The following is an 18,639-nucleotide window of genomic DNA, read 5'->3' on the forward strand; positions in this document are numbered from 1 at the left end:
CTCGAGCTCCGCACCGCGGCGGACCTGCTCACGTACTACCTGCCCTGGTGACCTCCGGCCGGGTCCTTGCCCGGCGCGCGTGCCGCTGCGAACCTGGTGGCTCACCTCTCGGAGGGCACCCGGATGGGCAAGCTGATCTACGCCGCCAACGTCTCGCTGGACGGCTACCTCGAGGACGAGGACGGTTCCTTCGACTGGTCGGTCCCCGACGACGAGGTGCACGCGTTCTGGAACGAGCACGAGCGGCACATCGGCACCTCGCTCTACGGGCGTCGCATGTACGAGACGATGCGCGTCTGGGAGGACGACGACTGGCTGACGGACGAGCCGGCCGTGGCCCGTGAGTACGCACGCATCTGGCGCGATGCCGACAAGGTGGTCTACTCGACGACGCTCGAGACGGTCTCGACGGCGCGTACACGCATCGAGAGACGGTTCGAGCCGGAGGCGGTGCGGCGGCTGAAGGAGACGGCCGCCGCGGACCTGAGCGTGGGCGGTGCGACCCTCGGCGCGGAGGCGTTCCGGCACGGGCTGGTCGACGAGTGCGTGCTGCTCCTGTGCCCGGTGGTGGTGGGTGGCGGCAAGCCGGCGCTCCCACGCGGCATGCGGCTCGACCTGGAGCTGCTGGACCAGCGGCGGTTCGGCAACGGCGTGATCTCCACGCGCCACGCGGTGCGCAGCGTCGACTGATACGTCCGGCGCACTCTTGACAAACAAAGTTGTCAAGGGTCACGGTGGGTGCATGCAGGACGTCGAGGTCATCGAGAACCCGGATGCGGCCGCCTCCGCGCTGGACCCGGTCCGGGCCCGGCTGCTGCGCGAGCTCGCCGAGCCGGCGTCCGCCGCCGGGCTCGCGGCGCGGGTCGGCATCGCACGCCAGAAGGTGAACTACCACCTCAAGACGCTCGAGGCCCACGGCCTGGTCCAGCTCGCCGAGGAGCGCCGACACGGGGGCATCACGGAGCGGGTGCTCCAGGCGTCCGCGGCGTCGTACGTCGTCTCGCCCGCGGCCGTGACCACCTCCGCCGCGGACCCCGACGCGAGTGCCGACCACCTCTCGGCCGGCTACCTGGTGGCCCTCGCCGGCCGCGTCGTGCGCGAGGTCGGATCGCTCGCCCGCCGGGGGGCCGCCTCCGGCGCGCGCGTGCCGACCCTGACCATCGACACGCAGATCGGCTTCCGCTCGGCAGCGGACCGCGCCGCCTTCGCGGACGACCTCACCGCGGCGGTCCTCGACCTGGCCGCTCGCTACCACCACGACGACGGCCGGCCGCACCGGCTCGTCGTCGCCGCCCATCCCGTTCCCGAGGAGGAGTCATGAGCACAGCACCGACCGTCCCGTACCGCCTGGAGTTCAGCGTCGAGGTCCCGGGCACGCCCGAGCAGGTCTGGGACGCCATCGCCACCGCCAAGGGGATGAGCGCCTGGTTCACCCCCACCGTGCTGGAGGAGCGCGAGGGCGGATCCCTGCACTTCGACATGGGCGAGGGCATGGGCTCGGACGGCCACGTGACCCGGTGGGACCCGCCGCGCCGCCTGGTCTACGAGGAGGACTGGGCCGCCCTCATGGGCAAGGACCCGGACACGCTCAGCCCGTTGACCTCCGAGTTCGTCGTCGAGGCGCAGTCGGGCGGCACGTGCGTCGTGCGCGTCACCAGCAGCGGGTTCGGGATCGGGGCCGAGTGGGAGTCGCAGTGGTGGGACACGCTGGCTCCCGGCTGGCTGCCCTTCTTCGACAACCTGCGGCTCTACCTCGCGCACTTCCCGGGCCAGACGGCCACCCACCTCGAGGTGTCCGCCCCGCATCCCGGCGACGCGGGCACGCTGTGGTCCACGCTGAGCGCGGACCTCGGGCTGCACGACGAGGGTGCGACGGTCGACCTGCACGGCTCCACCGGAACCGTGGAGCGGCTCGGTGAGCGCCAGGCCCTGCTCCGCCTCACCTCCCCGGTGCCCGGGATCCTGTCCGTGTACACGTGGGCCGCCGAGGACGGCACGTCCATCGCGGGCGTCCGGGCGTACCTCTTCTCCCCCGACGCGGCGGACTACGCGCGCAGCGAGGAGCCCGCGTGGCGGGCCCGGCTCGCGGGACTCACCGTCCCGGCGTGACGGGCTCCGGGCGCGGCGGTGACCGCGGCGCCCGACGGCCCGGTTCCAGATGCGGATGCGACCGCGGCGGTCCACAGTGGCCGAGCGGTCAAGCAGCTCGCCGCAGACCGGCGATGTCGCGGCATCGGCGGTCAGGAGCATCCGCCTGAGGAGGGCCACGCATGGCACCCATCGTCTCCGAGCTCATGACCACGCACCCCACCGTCGTGGAGGTGACCGACTCCCTGCGGTCCGTCGCGCAGACGATGGCCACGCAGGACGTCGGCTCCCTGGTGGTGGCCGACGCCGGCGCGGTCGTCGGCATCGTCACCGATCGCGACCTCGTGGTCCGCGGCCTGGCCGAGGGCATCGGCCTGGACGCGCTCGTCGGCCAGCTCGCCACCGCCTCGGTGGTCACCGTCCGTCCCGACGACGACATCGCCGAGGTCGTCCAGATCATGCGCGACAACGCGGTCCGGCGCGTTCCCGTGGTCGACGGCGACACCGCCGTCGGCGTGGTCACGCTCGGCGACCTCGCCCAGGCGCTCGACACCGACTCGGCCCTCGCCGACATCTCCGCCGCACCGCCCAACGACTGACCGCAGCACCCCGGCCGCCATCTCGCCCAGCGGTGGCGAGGTGGCGCCTGGCGGGAGACGATCGATGATCGACGTCGCCCCCGGCGTCGCCCAGGGCCGCAGCAGATCGGCCTGTCCCTGTGCACAGGAGATCTGCCATGACCGACGCCTCGTCGACCCTCGGACCGCGACCGCTCGCCGTTGTCACCGGCGCCTCGAGCGGCATCGGGCTCGAGCTGGCCCTCCAGTTCGTGAACCACGGCTTCGACCTGATCGTGACCGCCGAGGGCCCGGACATCGCTCTCGCGGCGGACTCGCTCGCCGCGGGCGGCGCGGCCGTCCGATCCGTCGTCGCCGACCTGACCACCGAGGACGGCGTGCGCCAGCTGGTCGCCGAGGTGACGTCGGCGGACCGACCCGTCGACGCCCCGATCCTCAACGCGGGCGTCGGCCAGGGTGGCGCGTTCGTCGAGACGCCGCTCGAGGGCGACCTCGAGGTCGTCATGCTCAACGTGGTCGCCCCCGTGCGCCTGGCCAAGGAGCTGCTGCCCGCCATGGTCTCCCGCGGATCCGGGCGGGTGCTGTTCACCGCCTCGGTCGCGAGCCTCATGCCGGGCCCCTTCTACGCCACGTACGCCGCGTCGAAGTCCTTCGTCCTGTCCTTCGCCGAGGCGCTGCGCCACGAGCTCAAGGACAGCGGCGTGACCGTCACGGCACTCCTGCCGGGGCCGACCGACACGGAGTTCTTCACGCGGGCGGGCATGGAGGACACGCGCGCGGGGCGGGGCGGCAAGGACGACCCCGCCGACGTCGCGGCGCAGGCCTACGAGGGCCTGATGGCGGGCAAGGACAAGGTTGCGGTGCGCAGCCTGCGGGCGCGCTCGCAGACCGCTGCCGCCGCGGTGCTGCCCGACCGGGCGAAGGCCGCGGTGCACGCGGCCTTCACCCGTCCCGACGACCACGACGGCACGGACGGCCGTTCCTGACCGTCCGACCAGCCACCGGCGCGGGCACGCGCCCGGAGGAGACAACGAGGAGGACGTCGATGCACGCCATGGTCTATCGCGGTCCGTACAAGGTCCGCATCGAGGAGAAGGACATCCCGCCCATCGAGCACCCGAACGACGCCATCGTCCGGGTCACCCGAGCGGCGATCTGCGGGTCCGACCTGCACCTGTACCACGGCATGATGCCGGACACCCGCGTGGGCATGACGTTCGGGCACGAGTTCGTGGGCGTGGTCGAGCAGGTGGGTCCGTCGGTGGAGCGCCTGCAGCCGGGCGACCGCGTCATGGTGCCGTTCAACATCTACTGCGGTTCGTGCTTCTTCTGCGCGCGAGGGCTGTACTCCAACTGCCACAACGTCAACCCGAACGCCACGGCGGTCGGGGGCATCTACGGGTACTCGCACACGTGCGGTGGCTACGACGGCGGGCAGGCCGAGTACGTACGCGTGCCCTTCGCCGACGTCGGTCCCTCGCCGATCCCGGAATGGCTCGAGGAGGACGACGCGGTCCTGCTGACCGACGCGTTGTCCACCGGCTACTTCGGTGCCCAGCTGGCGGACATCGTCGAGGGCGACGTGGTGGTCGTGTTCGGGGCCGGTCCCGTAGGCCTGTTCGCGGCACGCTCCGCCTGGCTCATGGGCGCCGGCCGCGTGATCGTCGTGGACCACCTGGAGTACCGGCTCGAGAAGGCGCGGACGTTCGCCTACGCGGAGACGGTCAACTTCGTCGAGCACGACGACGTCGTCGTCGAGCTCAAGCGGCTCACGGACTACCTCGGGGCCGACAGGGTGATCGACGCCGTCGGTGCCGAGGCGGACGGCAACCTCCTGCAGCACGTCACCTCGGCCAAGCTCAAGCTGCAGGGCGGCTCGCCGGTGGCTCTCAACTGGGCCATCGACTCGGTGCGCAAGGGCGGCACGGTCTCGGTGATGGGCGCGTACGGCCCGATGTTCAGCGCGGTGAAGTTCGGCGACGCCATGAACAAGGGCCTGACGCTGCGCACCAACCAGGCCCCCGTGAAGCGTCAGTGGCCGCGGCTGCTGGAGCACGTGCGCAGCGGCTACCTGCGGCCCAGCGACATCGTCACCCACCGCATCCCGCTCGAGCACATCGCCGAGGGGTACCACCTGTTCTCGTCGAAGCTCGACGGCTGCATCAAGCCGCTGATCGTGCCGAGCGCCGCCTGACAAGGAGGATCCACCATGCCGTACCGAGCTGAGAAGCCCCCGCTCCCCGAGTCGGCGGAGCAGCTGCGCGCCAGGATCCCGGGCTGGGGCGCTGACCTCGACCCCGCGGACCGTCCGGCCGTGCCGCGCGAGCGGCTGGACCCAGGCGCGTCGGGCGCGCACTGGGACCTGCCCGAGCAGCAGCCCGAGCGATGGCCCCGCGAACGGTCGATCGAGCACGGCAGGCTGACCCCCGTGTTCGGCACGTCCTGCCCTCCCAAGGGACTCTCGGGCGTCGTCAGGCGCGCTGCGTACGCCCGGTACAGCGAGGGGCGGGCCGCGCACTGGCTGCTGCTCCTCGCGGCCGACCGCATCGACGCCGTCGAGAGCCACCTGGCGTCGTTCGGCACGCTGCACCCGGACAACCCGATCACCGAGACCGGGATCCTCGGGGAGCCGTCCGCCAGGCCGCTCTCGTCGCGGTTCGGCGTCCGCAGGACCGACGTGGTGCACCAGCCGCTCGACCCGGTGATCGTCGCCGGACCGTGGGTGGCGGCTGCCGTCGTCGGCGCGCTGGTGGTGCGGTCGGGGGTGCGACGCGCGCGCCGCTGACCGCTGACCGACGACCCGCGGATCCACGGCACGGCCGCGAGCGACTACGGTGCGCACATGCGTCGTGCGCTCGCCTCCGTCGCCGCCGCGGCGATGCTGCTCCTCGTCCCCGCCGCGGTGACGCCGGCCGCCGCCGCGACCCCCTCGCCGGTGACCTACGTGGGCACGGGGACGGCGCGGTCGTGCACGCCGGCCGCGCTGGCCAAGGCGGTACGGGGCGGCGGCACGGTCAAGTTCCGCTGCGGGCCGGAGCGGGTCACGATCGTCCTCGACCGCACGCTCGTCGTGTGCAACACCACCACCTGCAAGCACCCGTGGCAGGACCGCTCCGCCAAGGTCGTGCAGCGGCTGGTGCTCGACGGGGGCGGGAAGGTGGTCCTCTCGGGCGGGAACAAGCGACCGATCCTGTACGTCAACACGTGCCAGGAGTCTCTCGGCTGGCTCGACGCCCACTGCGACCGGCAGACCACGCCGCACATCGTGGTCAAGAACCTTGTCATGCAGAAGGGAAACGCCACCAAGGCACCCACATGGTCGGGGCACCGGCTCGAGAACCTGCGCGGCGGAGGTGCGATCGCCATGCGCGGCGGTCGCCTGACCGTCCAGCGCGTCACGTTCCGCGACAACCGGTGCATCGCGCGCGACTCCGACGCCGGCGGTGGGGCGGTGCGCCTGGTGGGTCAGCGCGCCACGTCGCGCCTGCTCGACTCCACCTTCGTGCGCAACCGGTGCGCCAACGGCGGCGCCGTCTCCTCGCTGCAGGCGCCGATGCTGCTGCGGGGCAGCACGCTCAGGGACAACGACGCCACGGGCACCGGCGCGTCGTCGGGCAAGGGGGGCAACGGTGGAGCCGTCTACTTCGACGGCACCCGGCAGTCCGTGACCGTCGACCGTTCGACGATCCAGCGCAACCACGCCCCTGAGGGCGGTCCCGGCATCTTCTACGTGAGCAACGACCGCACGGGCACGCTCACCGTCACGCGCTCGACCCTCACCCGCAACACCGGAGGCAGCTTCTGGACGGGCAAGACCCACAGCATCTTCTTCCTCGGCAAGAGCTTCGTCCGCTCCGGTTCGCGGATCACCTGAGGGGCCTGGGCGACGGCACCCGCGCTCGGTACCGTGGGACGACGCGGTCCTGGCCCGCTCGTGGCGTGACGCCCTGGCGGCATCTCGAAGGAGCCCCATGAGCGAGACGATCTCTCCCGCGCAGTTCCACCGCGCGCCCGGCGTCACCGACTGGCGCGTGACGGGGACGGGCCCGCAGGCCGTGTTCGCGGCGCGCTCGCTCGGCGAGGCGTCAGGTCTCGTCGCACCCGTCGTCGCCGCGGCCGAGCGCTTCGGCGTACGGCCGGACGTCGACGTGCGCCCCGAGGCGGTCGTCGTCCGCGTCCCGCCGGGGCCGGACGGCATCCCCGCCGCGGCCACGGACTTCGCCGCCGCCGTCTCGCAGGCTGCCCACGAGCTCGGCATGACGCCCGACCCCTCTCGTGTGCAGTCGGTAGGCCTATACGTCGCGCAGCACTCGGCAGCCGACGCGCGCCCGTTCTTCGTGGCGGCGCTGGGGTACGAGGAGCTGGGTGACACCGACGCGGTCGACCCGCTGCGGTGCGGCCCGCAGCTCGCCTTCAACCCCATCACCGGTGACGTCCCCTCCCGTGGCCGGACGCACCTCGACGTGTTCGTGCCGGCCGACCAGGCGCCCGCGCGCGTCGAGGCCGCGCTCGCGGCCGGCGGCAGGCTCGTCGACGACTCGTACGCGCCCGCCTGGTGGTCCCTCGCGTCGCCCGAGAACCACGGCGTCGACATCGCCTCCTGGACGGACACGACCGACTGACTCGTCGGGCCGCCTGCTCGCGGCCGTTCCCGCGGTGGCATGTCGGAGCTCGCGCCTAGGGTCGTGACGAGGCAGCGACGACGACGGGGGGGACCGTGAAGATCGGCATCGTGGGGACGTTCGGGAGCGCCGACGAGGTGGTGGGCCTGGCCGTGGAGGCCGAGGAGCACGGCTGGGACGGCTTCTTCACCTGGGACGCCATCGACCTGGGGTCCGACGGGCTCATCTGGGATCCATGGGCCCTGCTCGCGGCCGCTGCCGTGCGGACCGCGCGCATCACCCTGGGCGCGCTCGTGTTCGCCCTCCCCAGGCGTCGGCCGTGGGTCGTCGCGCGGCAGGCCCTGACGGTCGACCACCTGTCGGGCGGCCGCCTGGTGATCCCGGCCGGGCTCGGCGTGCCCAGCGACCGGGCGTTCGCGGGCGTCTCCGGGGAGCTGACCGGCACGCGCGAGCGCGCCGAGCTCCTCGACGACCACCTGGCGATCCTCGACCTCGCGTTCCGCGGCGAGACGTTCTCCTACGAGGGCCACCACCACACGGTGACCGACCTGCAGATCTCTCCGCGCCCGGTACAGCGCCCGCGTGTGCCGATCTGGGTGGTGGGGGCGTTCCCGAGCGAGCGCTCGATGGGTCGCGCCGTGCAGTACGACGGCGTGATCCCCCAGCTGCGCGGCGACCGCACGATGGAGCACCTGGGACCGGCCGACGTCGCGGCCATCGCGTCATGGGTGCGGGAGCACCGCGCCCCGGACGCGGGGGCGTTCGAGATCGTGCTCCAGGGCGTGCTCCCCGACGACGCGTCCGAGGCGCGGGACCACCTGGCCGCGCTCGCCGAGGCGGGGGCGACGTGGTTCATCCACTCCGCCTGGGAGGGTCCCGCGTCGACGCACGAGGCGCTGACCGCCCGGATCCGGCGAGGTGTGCCTACCCTCTGACGGAGCGCCACTCGTCCCCGGGTGCTGTGGTAGCGAAGCCTTGGCACGCTGGGCGGATGGACGCGCACAGTGCCACCCTCGCCAGCCCCGCGACCACCCGCGACCGGGTCCGCCAGGTCACGGTGCTGCTGGGTGCCGTCGTCGCCATCGGGGGCGCAGCCGTCGGGTCGGGCGCGTTCGGCGGCCAGCCGATCGCCGAGGCGGCGGGCGGCGCGCTGTCCGCGACCGCGACGCCGCTCGCGCCCGACAACCCGGCGTTCTCGATCTGGTCCCTGATCTACCTCGGCCTGGGAGTGTTCGCCGTGGTGCAGGCGCTGCCGAGCCGCGGCGCCGACCCGCGACTGCGCGCCGTGTCCTGGTGGGTGCTCGGCTCCATGCTGCTCAACGCCCTGTGGATCGCGGTGGTCCAGGCCGGGTCGGTGGGCGGCAGCGTCGCGGTCATCCTCACGCTGGTCGCCGTCCTGGCGGTGGTCTTCGTCAGGCTCGTGCGGCTCGCGCACACTGCCGTCGGAGCCTCGTGGGTCACCGACGTCACGGTCGGGCTCTACCTGGGCTGGGTCTCGGTGGCCACGCTCGCCAACGTCGCGGCGTTCCTCTCGACGGCGGAGGTGGGCAGCCTGGGACTCGGAGCGACCACGTGGTCGGTCGTCGTGCTCGCGGCCGGGGCGGTCCTGTCCGTCGCGTACGCCGTGTTCGGCGCCGGCAGGCCGAGCGTCGCCCTCCCTGTCGGCCTGGCGATGGCGTGGGGGCTGGGCTGGATCGGGCTGGGCCGGACGCGGGGGGCGCTGGTCGACGAGACCGTGGCGGTGGCTGCGTTCGTCGCCGCCGCCGTGGCCCTCGTGGCGCCCGTCGTCATGAGCGTGAGGAGCCGCCGGGCACGCGCGACCGCCGGCTGACCCCCAGCGCGACGCCGCCGCGCGCCATCCGCCCACCGGCGCGCGACGCCCCGCCCTAGGGTGGGGTCGTGGCCCTGCGAGTCAGCGCGTACGCCGTGGTCGTCGAGGAGCGCGGGATGCTCATGGCCCGGCTCGCACCCTCGGTCGGCGCCGGCCCGCTCTGGACGATGCCGGGCGGGGGGATCGACGCGTTCGAGGATCCTGCCGACGCCGTCGTCCGGGAGGTCCAGGAGGAGACCGGCTACGCCGTCACCGTCGACGAGCTGCTCGGCCTGTCGTCGCGCGTCGTCGACCCGGCCCGTGGGCCCACGCAGCTCACCGAGAAGACCCAGCTGCTGCGCGTCGTGTACCGCGCGCACGTGGTGGGAGGCGGGCTGGCGCACGAGCAGGACGGCAGCACGGACCGGGCCGCCTGGGTGGCGCTGCACCGGCTCGGGACCCTGCCGCGCGTCGAGCTGGTCGACGTCGCGCTCGGTCTGGCGGGCCTCCTGCCGCCGCCGCAGGAGCGCGCCTGACGGCCTGCCCGGTACGTCCGTCATGACAGCTGCGCCGGACCCCTTGACCGGACGCTTGTTTTTTGCAAGTGTGAGCGTCGTCAGCACGTCAGCACACAGACGGAAGCGGTACTGCCATGACCTCGATGTTCGTCAACCTGCCGGTGACCGACCTGGATCGCGCCAAGGCGTTCTACACGGCCCTGGGATTCACCATCAACCCGAAGTTCACCGACCACAACGCCGCCTGCGTCATCGTGGAGGAGGACCACAGCTACTTCATGATCCTGGTGCGCGAGTTCTTCCAGACGTTCACCGACCTCCCGATCGGCGACCCCGCCGTCGCACCGTCGGTCTCGACGGCGATCTTCGTCGAGAGCCGGGACGCGGTCGACGCCGCCGTCGCCGCCGGACTGGTCGCAGGCGGCAGCGAGCCTCGACCCGCCTCGGACTACGGGTTCATGTACCAGCGCCAGCTCACCGACCCCGACGGCAACGTGCTCGAGTTCGGCTGGATGGACCCCGTCGCCGCGGCCCAGGGTCCCGAGGCGTTCGCCCAGCAGCAGGCCTGAGCTCCGTGGCAGCGCGCGACTACGGGCAGTACTGCGGCGTCACGCAGGCCCTGGAGCTCGTGGGAGAGCGCTGGGCCCTGCTCATCGTGCGTGACCTGCTGGTGGGGCCGCGCCGCTACGGAGAGCTCGCCGCGGGTCTGCCCCGCATCCCGAGCAACATCCTGGCGGCGCGGCTCAAGGACCTCCAGGCCGCCGGCATCCTGCGTCGGGTGCCGCGCTCCCGCGTCATCATCTACGAGCTGACGCCGTACGGCCGCGAGCTCGAGCCCGTCGTGCTCGCACTCGGGGCGTGGGGCTTCAAGGCCATGGGTGACCCCCGCGAGGGCCAGGTCGTCACGCCCGACTCGATGACCATGGCGCTGCGCACGGCCTTCCGGCCCGAGGTGGCGGCCACCCTGCCCGCGACCGCCTACGCGGCGCGCGTCGGGCCGGCCGAGCTCCTGGTGCGCGTCGACGGGACCTCGCTGGACGTGCTCCGAGGCGACGGCCCGGTGGACCTGGCGTTCGCCGCAGGCCCGGACATCCGGAGGGTCATCTCCGGCGAGCTGGCCCCCGACGAGGCCATCACGACCGGCGTGGTGGAGGTCCTCCGCGGCGCGCCCGCCCTGCTCGGCCGTTTCGCGAGCACGTTCCACCTGGCGGCCTGAGCGGCCGCGGGCGGCGCGGCCCCCCGGGTTACAGCAGCTCGACCCGGTCGGCCTGCGGCCCGCGGTCGCTCTGGCGCACGGTGAACCGGACCCGGTCGCCCGCCTCCAGCACTTCCGCACCTCGCACCACCGACACGTGCACGAACAGGTCGGCACCGCCCGCATCCGGCGTGATGAAGCCGAAGCCGCGGTCCGCGTCGTACCGCGCGACGACGCCCTCGCCGCCGCGCACGCCGCCGCCCCCGGTCTCCCGCGACCGGCCCGGCCGGTCGCGGTCGGGTGCTGCCCGCCCGCCCCGGCGCGCCGGGGCACCGACGAGCCGGACGTCGCGAGCCTGCAGCCCGCGGTCGCCCTCGGCGACGTCGAAGGTCACACGATCACCCTCGGCCAGCTCGGACAGCCCGCCGGCCAGCGACCGCGCGTGGACGAACACGTCCTCACCGCCCGAGTCGGGGGACACGAAGCCGAACCCCTTGTCCGCGTCGTACCAGGTCACGGTGCCGTCGGCACCGTCGGGGGCCGCCTGCGGCGCCGCCTGTGCCCCGAGCGGCAGGAGGTGGTCCGCCTGCGGGCCCCTCTCGCCGTCGACGACCAGGAACGCCACGCGCTGGCCCTCCGACACCACGCCGCCGCCGACGATCGCCGAGCTGTGCAGGAAGATCTCCGCCCCACCACCATCGGGCATGACGAAGCCGTACCCCTTGCCCGGCTCGTACCAGGACACCGTGCCGAGCAGACCGAGCGCCGCGCCCGACGGATGATCGCCCGTGACGCGCACGCGGCGCGCCTGCGGACCGCGGTCGCCCGTGCCGATCTCGAACTCGACGACCTGGCCCTCGCGGAGCACCCTCGGCCCGTCGTCGCCGACGATCTCGGACGCGTGGACGAACAGGTCCTCGCCGCCCTCGTCGTCCAGCGCGAGGAAGCCGAAGCCGCGTTCGGCGTCGAACCAGCGGACTGTTCCTTCGGGCACGGTGACTCCTCGTCGATGCAGGACGTTGCTCCCCCCAGTCTCCCCCGACCGGACGGGAACCGTGCACCGGCCACCGCCGACGAGCCGGCCCGCGGTGCGCCGCGGGCCGGCCCGGTCGTCGTGCCGACGCCCCTCAGCGGTGCTGGTGTCCCCAGCCGCCGTGCTTCTTGCCGTACGACAGGCCGAACCCGTGCTCGAACAGCGGGTCCGCGGAGTCGTCCGGGACGTCACCGAGCTGTGCCTCCACCGCGGCCATCGACGAGGGCAGCTCGAACGGCAGCTTCCCGCCCGGCGAGCGCTTCCCGACGATCGTGTCGAGAAGCACCTCGTCCGACACGCCGTAGTTGGCGAGGACGGCCGCGGCACGGTCCGCCACATGGGTGAGGATGAGCGGCCGGTCCATCTTGGGCACGGCGATCGTCGGGACGCCCGCGGCCGTCGCCGCCTGGAAGGCCTGGTAGTCCGGCTCGGAGCCGGTCCACTCCAGGCCGGTGAGGTCGGCACCGGCGCGCGGGTCGGAGAGCCGGACGATCGCCAGGTCCGCCTGAGCCAGGTCGGCGGTCACGGTGAACCCGTGGGCTCGTGCGACGTCCGCGGAGACTCCGGACAGGTAGACCGCGCCCACCTTCTTGGCCTTGACCGGCAGGGTCTTGTGCGCGTTGGTGAGCAGCGTGAGGGACCGCGCCTGGGCGTCGTCGCCGACCCGCTGGAACCGCGCGTTGCCCGCGATCCTGTCCGCCTTCGCGACGGACACGTACGGGTTCTCGAACAGGCCCAGCTGGAACTTCTGCGTGAGCACCCGCACGGCGGACTGGTTCACCCGTGCCGCGGTCAGTTCTCCGGAGGAGACGGCGGCCAGCACCTTGGACGGGTCGTCCGAACCGCCGATCTGGTCGACGCCCGCGTTGATCGCCAGCGCGTAGCGCTGCACCACGGTGAGATCCTCCACGCCCCACGGCATGCCGACACCCCAGGGGCCGATGAACGACGCCGGCGGCCGGGTGGCGCGGCACTGCGCGGGGCAGTCGCCCGTGATGCCGAAGTCGGAGACGATCACGCCCGTGAAGCCGTACTGGCCACGCAGCAGGTCCTGCAGCAGGAACGTGGAGAACCCGGCGCCCGTCTGCTCCACGGCGTGCCCCTGGTAGACCAGGTCCTCGAGGATCGAGTAGGTCGGCATGATGCCGGCGGTCTGGGCGTCGAAGGCACCCTCGAAGGGCACGAGGTGCTCCGCGAAGTTGCCGCCGGGGAACGTGGCGAACCGGCCGTAGTAGTAGTGGCTGTCGAAGCCCTGGTCCTGAGCGCCGTAGCCCACCCAGTGCTTGGTCACGGTAGCGACGCTTGTCGGGCGCAGGCCGTGGTCACCGTCCTGCAGGCCCTCGACGTAGGCCTCCACGTGGTCGCGGGCGTCGGCCGACGAGGAGCCGAAGGTGCCGTTGATGCGCGTCCAGCGCGGCTCCGTGGCGATGTCGGCCTGGGGGGACAGTCCTTCCTGGATCCCGACGGCGCGGTAATCCTGGCGGACGATGTCGCCGAGCGTCCGGCTCAGCCGCGGCGAGTCGGTCGCCGCCCACCCGATCGCGTCGGGCATCGCGGTGACGCCCTGCCGGGCGACCGTCTGCCCCTCGGTCACCGAGAAGCCGTTGCGGGGATCGGTCGAGACCACCACCGGGATGCCGAGCGGCTGTCCCTCGGCGGCCTCCTGCACGGCGTTGTTCGCCGCGGCGATCTGGCTGGGCAGCGCCGAGAGCCGCGTGATGAAGGTGGTCACGTGGCGGTCGCCCACCAGGGTGTTCACACCGGGGCTGGTCGTGTCCTCGAACCGGTAGCCGGTCCCGCTCGTGGGCAGGGTGCCGTGGACCAGCAGTGCGGCCTTCTGCTCGAGCGTCATGCGCCCGACGAGGTCGGCGGCGCGCGTCGCTGCCGACAGACGCCAGTCCTCGTACGGGGTGAGCCGGCCGTTGCGGTCCAGGTCGCGGAACCGGCGGTGGTCGACCGTGATGAGGGGGACGCCGCGCGTGCCGAGCACGGGCTGCTTGGCGTGGTGGCTCCCTCCGTGGCCGCCGCCATACCCGCCGCCGGCCTGGGCGGGCAGCCCGGCCAGGACGACGAGCGCCGCCGCGAGCGTCCCGGCGGTCGCTGCCGCCGCGGCTCGTCGGTGCTGCCTGCGTGATGGGCTGCGCGCAGCGCGCGCACGATCGATCCTCGGGGTCATGGGGTCCTCCTCCTCGACGCGGTCGGATCCCTCCGCGCCGTCGTCGGCCCTCGTCGTGCCGACACGAACAGGACCGCGGACCCACTCCTTGCCGACACCGTCCGAGGTCGTCCCGACCCGGCCGCAGCGTCCGGCCATCCGACCCGTGACCACCGCTCGCCGTCGAGGGGGCCCGGGCACCGGTCCACTCGGCTCTGAGCGGGACCGGCTCGTCCACCATCACCCGCTCGGGCGCGGCGCGCAACCGGCCGGGCAGCGCCGGTCCGGCGCTCGTCGTGGACCCACCCCGTCCCGAGGCGCGTCGGCGAAAAGCGCTTGGCGCCTTCCTCCGACCGGCGCACGATGCGGTGATGGCCCCACGACGCGCCGACATGTTCCTCGACCTGGCCGACGACCCGCGCGAGACCGCGCCGGCGCTGGGCGACGAGCGTGCCACGCTCGTGGAGTCGCTGCGATGCCAGCGCCTCACGCTCGAGCTGAAGTGCGCGGGCCTGGACGCGCAGGCGATGGCCCGCAGGTCCGTGCAGCCGTCGACCATGTCGCTGCTCGGGCTCGTCAGGCACCTCGCCGAGATGGAGCGCGAGAGCTTCCGCGTGCTCATGGCGGGGCACAACGTGCCTCAGCTGTACTGCTCCCCCGAGAACCCCGACGCCGACTTCGACGGCGCCGTCGCGGACCCGCGCGTGGTGGCGCAGGCGTGGGAGGCGTGGCGCGCCGAGGTCGAGTTCGCGACGAGCTTCGTCGCCGCGGCGCCCAGCCTCGAGATCACCGCGGACGACTCGCTCAACAAGCACGGCAGCGGCGGCGGGGACATCTCGCTGCGCGAGCTGCTCGTCGGCACCATCGAGGAGTACGCCCGGCACATGGGCCACGCCGATCTGCTGCGCGAGCGCATCGACGGGCGGATCGGGCAGTGACGGTGCGCGCGCTCACGGCGCCCTGCGCACCCGGCGGGCCCGGGGTCCGGTCGCGCTGGTGGTGGTGCACCCCGACGGGGCCCGCACCCTGCCGCACGGGGGGCGCCGGCGCCGCGAGGTGGGGCTCGTCGCCGACCGGCCTCCCGGCGCCCACGTGGCCGCCGCCCGCGCCGCGCGCCCGGCCGGCCTCCTCAAGCGGCCCTCGGTGGACCGGCACGCGCGGGCGATGGGCGGGGGCATCGCCGGGCGCCGCGCGCCGGATCCGTGCGACCCGGCGCGGGTGGGTGCCGCCGCGCTGGACCGGCCGGTCGCACGGGGGTCGATGACGGCAGGCGGGCCGTAGGCTCCGAGCATGGCCACCCTCGCGCGCAAGCTGGGGGTGGCCGATGCCGTGGTCGTCGGCCTCGGGGCGATGCTCGGGGCGGGGATCTTTGCCGCTTTCTCCCCCGCCGCCGAGGCGGCCGGGTCGGGGCTGCTCATCGGCCTGGGCATCGCGGCCGTCGTCGCGTTCTGCAACGCCACCTCGTCGGCACGGCTGGCCGCGGTGCACCCCGAGTCGGGCGGCACCTACGTGTACGCGCGGCGGCGGCTCGGGACGTTCTGGGGCTTCCAGGCCGGGTGGTCGTTCGTGGTCGGCAAGACCGCGAGCTGCGCCGCGATGGCGCTCACGTTCGCCTCGTACGCCGCGCCGGGACAGGCCCGGCTCGTGGCGGTCCTCGCGGTGGTGGCGCTCACGGCGCTGAACTACCGGGGCGTGCAGCGCTCGGCGCGGCTGAGCCGGCTGATCGTCGCGCTGACCCTGTGCACGCTCGTCGTCGTCGTGGTCGCCGCGCTGGCCGGCGGGACCGCGTCATCCCACAACGTCGCGCCGTTCCCCGGCTCCGACCTGCGCGGCATCCTGCAGTCCGCCGGGCTGCTGTTCTTCGCGTTCGCCGGCTACGCCCGCATCGCCACGCTCGGCGAGGAGGTGGTGGACCCGCGGCGCACGATCCCGCGTGCCGTCCCGCTGGCGCTCGGGATCGTGCTCGTGGTCTACCTGGTCGTGGCCGCCAGCGCGCTCCTGGCGGTGGGCGCCGACGGGCTCGCGGCCACGACTGCACCCCTGCGGGCGGTCGTCGAGGCGGGTTCGTACGCGCACCTGAGCCCGGTGGTGCAGGTGGGCGCGGCGGTCGCCTCGCTCGGTGCGCTGCTGGCGCTGATCCTGGGTGTCTCGCGGACCACCCTGGCGATGGCGCGAGACCGCGAGCTGCCGCCGTTCCTCGGTGCCATCCACCCCCGCCACGGCGTGCCGTACCGGGCCGAGCTCGCCGTCGCCGTCGTGGTGATCGGGCTCGTGGCCGTGCTCGACGTGCGCGGCGCCATCGGCTTCTCGTCGTTCGGCGTCCTCACCTACTACACCCTGACGAACGCGAGCGCGCTGCGGATGCGCCGCGACGAGGGTCGTGCGCCGCACTGGGTGGCGGCGCTGGGGCTGCTGGGCTGCCTCGTCCTCGCCCTCACGCTGCCCGTCGGGGCGGTCGTCGGCGGCGCGGTCGTGGCACTGCTGGGCGCCGCCGTGTGGCTGGTACGGCACCGCCGCGCATGAGCGCGTCAGGCGCGCGGGCGCGCCCAGTCGAGCATGACGAACAGCTCGCGCTCGCCGGGGCCGCCCTCGATCACCGCGCGGGCCAGCGCCGGCTCCCCGGCCTGCTCGCAGGACCACAGCTCGAAGTCGACGCGCTGGGACCACGCGTCGGGCAGGAAGCCCAGCACCCGGGGTCCGTCCATCACCTTGACGACCCCGTGCTCGCTGCGTGCCAGGAGCACCGCGAACCGCCGAGACGGCCGCTGCGGCGCGGCCGCCTGGAGGAACCCGCGCACCCGCACGGGGACGTGGCCACCCCCTGCGGGCACCAGTCGTCCCGGCATCTGCGTCGCAGGTAGCTCCACACGCGGAAAACTACTCCTGGTGGGGAAGATTGGTCGCCGATGTCGAGGAACGTCCACCGGCTCCGTTCCTCAGGTACAGGAGCCCGCACGGGCACGACGACGGAGGAGCATCATGGCCAAGTACCTGCTGATCGTGGACTTCCAGAGCGGACCGGACGACGCACCGATGTCGGCCTGGACCGAGCAGGAGGTCGCCGACCACCTCAGCTACTACGGGCGGCTGAACCGCAGCCTGGAGGAGACCGGCGAGCTGCTGAGCACCACCATCCTCACCGGCCCCGACCTGGCGAAGGTCGTGACCTCGGACGGCACCACGACGGTGGTGACCGACGGCCCGTTCCCGGAGTTCAAGGAGTGGGTGGCCGGGTACCAGATCGTCGACGTCGCGAGCGAGGAGCGTGCGCTCGAGATCGCCGGCCTGGTCTCGGCGGTGCCCGGACGGGGCGGCGTGCCGACCCAGCAGCCGATCCAGGTGCGGCGCGTGATGGACGACGGGCCCTCCGACCCGGACGAGATGGCGGCGTTCCTCGAGTCGGCGAGCGGCACCCCCTGAACGGCGCCCGCGACGTCGAGGACCTGCTGCGCACGCTCGCGCCGCAGGTCCTCGGCACGCTCGCGCGGCGGTGGGGCGACTTCGACGCGGCCGAGGACGCCGTGCAGGAGGCGATCATCACCGCGGCCGAGCGGTGGAGCGCGGGCGGCATCCCGGACCGCCCGCGCGGCTGGCTGCTCCAGACCGCCTCGCGCCGCATGGTCGACCAGTGGCGCAGTGACGCAGCCCGACGAGAGCGCGAGGTCCGGGTGGCCCTCGCACCGCCCGACGGCGCCGCGGTGCACGAGGACGACACGCTGACCGTCCTGTTCCTGTGCTGCCACCCGCTGCTGACGCCCGCCACCGCCGTCGCGCTCACGCTGCGGGCGGTCGGCGGCCTGTCGACGGCGGAGGTCGCCCGCGCCTTCCTGGTGCCGGAGGCGACCATGGCGCAGCGCATCAGCCGCGCCAAGGCCAAGATCGCCGGCGAGCCGTTCCGGCCCCCGTCGCCCGACGAGCACCCGGACCGGCTGCGCAGCGTGCTGCGCGTGCTCTACCTGATGTTCAACGAGGGGTACGCCAGCAGCGCCGGAGAGAGCCTGACCCGGGTCGAGCTGAGCGAGGAGGCCATCCGGATCGCGCGCCTGCTGCACGCGTCCGACGCGAGCTCCCCGGAGGCCGCGGGCCTGCTGGCGCTGATGCTGCTCACCGACGCTCGCCGTCCCGCCCGGACCGATGCCTCCGGCGACCTGGTGCCGCTGGCAGCCCAGGACCGCTCGCTCTGGGACGTGGACCGCATCGCCGAGGGCACGGCCCTGCTCGACGCGGCGATCGCTCACGGCGTCGTCGGCGAGTACCAGCTCCAGGCCGCCATCGCGGCCCTGCACGACCAGGCCGCCAGCGCCGAGGCGACGGACTGGTCCCAGATCCACGCGCTGTACGAGCTGCTCGAGCGCGTGACGGGCAGCCCCGTGGTGCGCCTGAACCGTGCCGTGGCCGCGTCGATGCTCGACGGGCCGGCTGCGGGGCTGGCCGTCCTCGACGGGATGGACCCGACGCTCCCGCGCATCGACCAGCTGCGGGCGCACCTGCACGAGCGCGCCGGCGAGGTCGACCTCGCCCTCGCCCACTACCGCCGCGCTGCGGGCCGCGCGACGAGCACCACCGAGCGCCGGCACCTGGACGCGCAGGTGGCGCGTCTCACGCGGGAGCAGGATCCCGGGCAGGAATAGTTGCGCCGC

The 18,639-nt window shown here is 73.6% G+C and carries 22 protein-coding genes; 19 read left to right on the plus strand and 3 right to left on the minus strand.

All coding sequences use genetic code 11. From position 1 onward, the window contains the following. Positions 1-123 precede the first annotated feature (123 nt). The 14 genes from QRT05_RS01020 to QRT05_RS01085 all read left to right on the plus strand — a co-directional run bounded on the left by QRT05_RS01020 (position 124) and on the right by QRT05_RS01085 (position 10,832). Positions 124-690, plus strand: a complete 567-nt coding sequence (locus QRT05_RS01020) for a dihydrofolate reductase family protein (RefSeq protein WP_289444367.1) — start codon at positions 124-126, stop codon at positions 688-690. 52 nt (positions 691-742) lie between these two features. After that, on the plus strand, positions 743-1,321 hold the full coding sequence (locus tag QRT05_RS01025; protein WP_289444369.1) for an ArsR/SmtB family transcription factor: 579 nt from the start codon (positions 743-745) through the stop codon (positions 1,319-1,321). Continuing rightward, entirely contained in the window at positions 1,318-2,109 is a 792-nt protein-coding gene (locus QRT05_RS01030) for an SRPBCC family protein (RefSeq protein WP_289444371.1), read from the plus strand. The genes QRT05_RS01025 and QRT05_RS01030 overlap by 4 nt, the downstream gene beginning before the upstream one ends. Positions 2,110-2,270: 161 nt before the next feature. Continuing rightward, positions 2,271-2,687: a CBS domain-containing protein gene (locus QRT05_RS01035; RefSeq protein WP_289444373.1), complete on the plus strand. Its 417-nt coding sequence runs from the start codon at positions 2,271-2,273 to the stop codon at positions 2,685-2,687. A 137-nt stretch (positions 2,688-2,824) separates the two neighbouring features. Continuing rightward, the gene (locus QRT05_RS01040; RefSeq protein WP_289444375.1) at positions 2,825-3,652 is read left to right on the plus strand and encodes an SDR family NAD(P)-dependent oxidoreductase; all 828 of its coding nucleotides are present in this window, start codon (positions 2,825-2,827) and stop codon (positions 3,650-3,652) included. Positions 3,653-3,711: 59 nt separating this feature from the next. Continuing rightward, entirely contained in the window at positions 3,712-4,860 is a 1,149-nt protein-coding gene (locus QRT05_RS01045) for a zinc-dependent alcohol dehydrogenase (RefSeq protein WP_289444378.1), read from the plus strand. Positions 4,861-4,875: 15 nt separating this feature from the next. Next, positions 4,876-5,451, plus strand: a complete 576-nt coding sequence (locus QRT05_RS01050; protein WP_289444380.1) for a hypothetical protein — start codon at positions 4,876-4,878, stop codon at positions 5,449-5,451. Positions 5,452-5,508: 57 nt separating this feature from the next. Continuing rightward, entirely contained in the window at positions 5,509-6,540 is a 1,032-nt protein-coding gene (locus QRT05_RS01055; protein ID WP_289444382.1) for a right-handed parallel beta-helix repeat-containing protein, read from the plus strand. 97 nt (positions 6,541-6,637) lie between these two features. Further along, the gene (locus QRT05_RS01060) at positions 6,638-7,288 is read left to right on the plus strand and encodes a VOC family protein (RefSeq protein ID WP_289444384.1); all 651 of its coding nucleotides are present in this window, start codon (positions 6,638-6,640) and stop codon (positions 7,286-7,288) included. A 95-nt stretch (positions 7,289-7,383) separates the two neighbouring features. Then, a complete protein-coding gene (locus QRT05_RS01065) occupies positions 7,384-8,223 on the plus strand; it encodes an LLM class flavin-dependent oxidoreductase (RefSeq protein WP_289444386.1) in 840 nt (279 codons plus the stop codon). 56 nt (positions 8,224-8,279) lie between these two features. Continuing rightward, on the plus strand, positions 8,280-9,119 hold the full coding sequence (locus QRT05_RS01070) for a tryptophan-rich sensory protein (RefSeq protein ID WP_289444388.1): 840 nt from the start codon (positions 8,280-8,282) through the stop codon (positions 9,117-9,119). Between the two features lie 68 nt (positions 9,120-9,187). After that, positions 9,188-9,634 carry an NUDIX hydrolase gene (locus tag QRT05_RS01075; protein WP_289444390.1) on the plus strand — a complete coding sequence of 149 codons (447 nt, stop codon included), beginning with the start codon at positions 9,188-9,190 and terminating at the stop codon, positions 9,632-9,634. A gap of 116 nt (positions 9,635-9,750) precedes the next feature. Next, entirely contained in the window at positions 9,751-10,185 is a 435-nt protein-coding gene (locus tag QRT05_RS01080) for a VOC family protein (protein WP_289444392.1), read from the plus strand. Positions 10,186-10,190: 5 nt separating this feature from the next. Beyond that, complete coding sequence (locus QRT05_RS01085) at positions 10,191-10,832, plus strand: winged helix-turn-helix transcriptional regulator (RefSeq protein ID WP_289444393.1); 642 nt, start codon at positions 10,191-10,193, stop codon at positions 10,830-10,832. A gap of 28 nt (positions 10,833-10,860) precedes the next feature. On the opposite strand, the gene QRT05_RS01090 is transcribed toward QRT05_RS01085, so the two are convergent. Further along, complete coding sequence (locus QRT05_RS01090; RefSeq protein WP_289444394.1) at positions 10,861-11,805, minus strand: cold-shock protein; 945 nt, start codon at positions 11,803-11,805, stop codon at positions 10,861-10,863. A gap of 133 nt (positions 11,806-11,938) precedes the next feature. Next, on the minus strand, positions 11,939-14,020 hold the full coding sequence (locus QRT05_RS01095; protein ID WP_289444396.1) for a glycoside hydrolase family 3 protein: 2,082 nt from the start codon (positions 14,018-14,020) through the stop codon (positions 11,939-11,941). A 350-nt stretch (positions 14,021-14,370) separates the two neighbouring features. On the opposite strand from QRT05_RS01095, the gene QRT05_RS01100 reads away from it, so the two are divergent. The 3 genes from QRT05_RS01100 to QRT05_RS01110 are packed head-to-tail and all read left to right on the plus strand — an operon-like array spanning position 14,371 to position 16,522. Continuing rightward, positions 14,371-14,937 carry a DinB family protein gene (locus QRT05_RS01100; RefSeq protein WP_289444399.1) on the plus strand — a complete coding sequence of 189 codons (567 nt, stop codon included), beginning with the start codon at positions 14,371-14,373 and terminating at the stop codon, positions 14,935-14,937. A 58-nt stretch (positions 14,938-14,995) separates the two neighbouring features. Then, positions 14,996-15,280, plus strand: a complete 285-nt coding sequence (locus tag QRT05_RS01105) for a hypothetical protein (protein WP_289444401.1) — start codon at positions 14,996-14,998, stop codon at positions 15,278-15,280. A gap of 9 nt (positions 15,281-15,289) precedes the next feature. After that, positions 15,290-16,522: an APC family permease gene (locus QRT05_RS01110; RefSeq protein ID WP_289444402.1), complete on the plus strand. Its 1,233-nt coding sequence runs from the start codon at positions 15,290-15,292 to the stop codon at positions 16,520-16,522. 5 nt (positions 16,523-16,527) lie between these two features. Here QRT05_RS01110 and QRT05_RS01115 read toward each other — a convergent pair whose 3' ends face one another. Continuing rightward, positions 16,528-16,866: a hypothetical protein gene (locus QRT05_RS01115; protein WP_289444404.1), complete on the minus strand. Its 339-nt coding sequence runs from the start codon at positions 16,864-16,866 to the stop codon at positions 16,528-16,530. 112 nt (positions 16,867-16,978) lie between these two features. Here QRT05_RS01115 and QRT05_RS01120 point away from each other — a divergent pair, with 112 nt between their 5' ends. Both QRT05_RS01120 and QRT05_RS01125 read left to right on the plus strand, forming a co-directional pair. Next, positions 16,979-17,419: a YciI family protein gene (locus QRT05_RS01120; RefSeq protein ID WP_289444406.1), complete on the plus strand. Its 441-nt coding sequence runs from the start codon at positions 16,979-16,981 to the stop codon at positions 17,417-17,419. 26 nt (positions 17,420-17,445) lie between these two features. Then, positions 17,446-18,630 (plus strand): RNA polymerase sigma factor, encoded by a 1,185-nt coding sequence (locus QRT05_RS01125; protein WP_326522634.1) that lies wholly within the window; start codon positions 17,446-17,448, stop codon positions 18,628-18,630. The last annotated feature ends 9 nt before the right edge of the window (positions 18,631-18,639 follow it).

Source organism: Cellulomonas edaphi (assembly GCF_030362815.1).
Taxonomy (GTDB): domain Bacteria; phylum Actinomycetota; class Actinomycetes; order Actinomycetales; family Cellulomonadaceae; genus Cellulomonas; species Cellulomonas edaphi.

Coding starts and splice junctions, on each gene's coding strand:
- QRT05_RS01020 (WP_289444367.1), top strand. CDS start 124: ATGGGCAAGCTGATCTACGCCGCCAACGTCTCGCTGGACGGCTACCTC.
- QRT05_RS01025 (WP_289444369.1), top strand. CDS start 743: ATGCAGGACGTCGAGGTCATCGAGAACCCGGATGCGGCCGCCTCCGCG.
- QRT05_RS01030 (WP_289444371.1), top strand. CDS start 1,318: ATGAGCACAGCACCGACCGTCCCGTACCGCCTGGAGTTCAGCGTCGAG.
- QRT05_RS01035 (WP_289444373.1), top strand. CDS start 2,271: ATGGCACCCATCGTCTCCGAGCTCATGACCACGCACCCCACCGTCGTG.
- QRT05_RS01040 (WP_289444375.1), top strand. CDS start 2,825: ATGACCGACGCCTCGTCGACCCTCGGACCGCGACCGCTCGCCGTTGTC.
- QRT05_RS01045 (WP_289444378.1), top strand. CDS start 3,712: ATGCACGCCATGGTCTATCGCGGTCCGTACAAGGTCCGCATCGAGGAG.
- QRT05_RS01050 (WP_289444380.1), top strand. CDS start 4,876: ATGCCGTACCGAGCTGAGAAGCCCCCGCTCCCCGAGTCGGCGGAGCAG.
- QRT05_RS01055 (WP_289444382.1), top strand. CDS start 5,509: ATGCGTCGTGCGCTCGCCTCCGTCGCCGCCGCGGCGATGCTGCTCCTC.
- QRT05_RS01060 (WP_289444384.1), top strand. CDS start 6,638: ATGAGCGAGACGATCTCTCCCGCGCAGTTCCACCGCGCGCCCGGCGTC.
- QRT05_RS01070 (WP_289444388.1), top strand. CDS start 8,280: ATGGACGCGCACAGTGCCACCCTCGCCAGCCCCGCGACCACCCGCGAC.
- QRT05_RS01080 (WP_289444392.1), top strand. CDS start 9,751: ATGACCTCGATGTTCGTCAACCTGCCGGTGACCGACCTGGATCGCGCC.
- QRT05_RS01095 (WP_289444396.1), bottom strand. CDS start 14,020: ATGACCCCGAGGATCGATCGTGCGCGCGCTGCGCGCAGCCCATCACGC.
- QRT05_RS01100 (WP_289444399.1), top strand. CDS start 14,371: ATGGCCCCACGACGCGCCGACATGTTCCTCGACCTGGCCGACGACCCG.
- QRT05_RS01110 (WP_289444402.1), top strand. CDS start 15,290: ATGGCCACCCTCGCGCGCAAGCTGGGGGTGGCCGATGCCGTGGTCGTC.
- QRT05_RS01120 (WP_289444406.1), top strand. CDS start 16,979: ATGGCCAAGTACCTGCTGATCGTGGACTTCCAGAGCGGACCGGACGAC.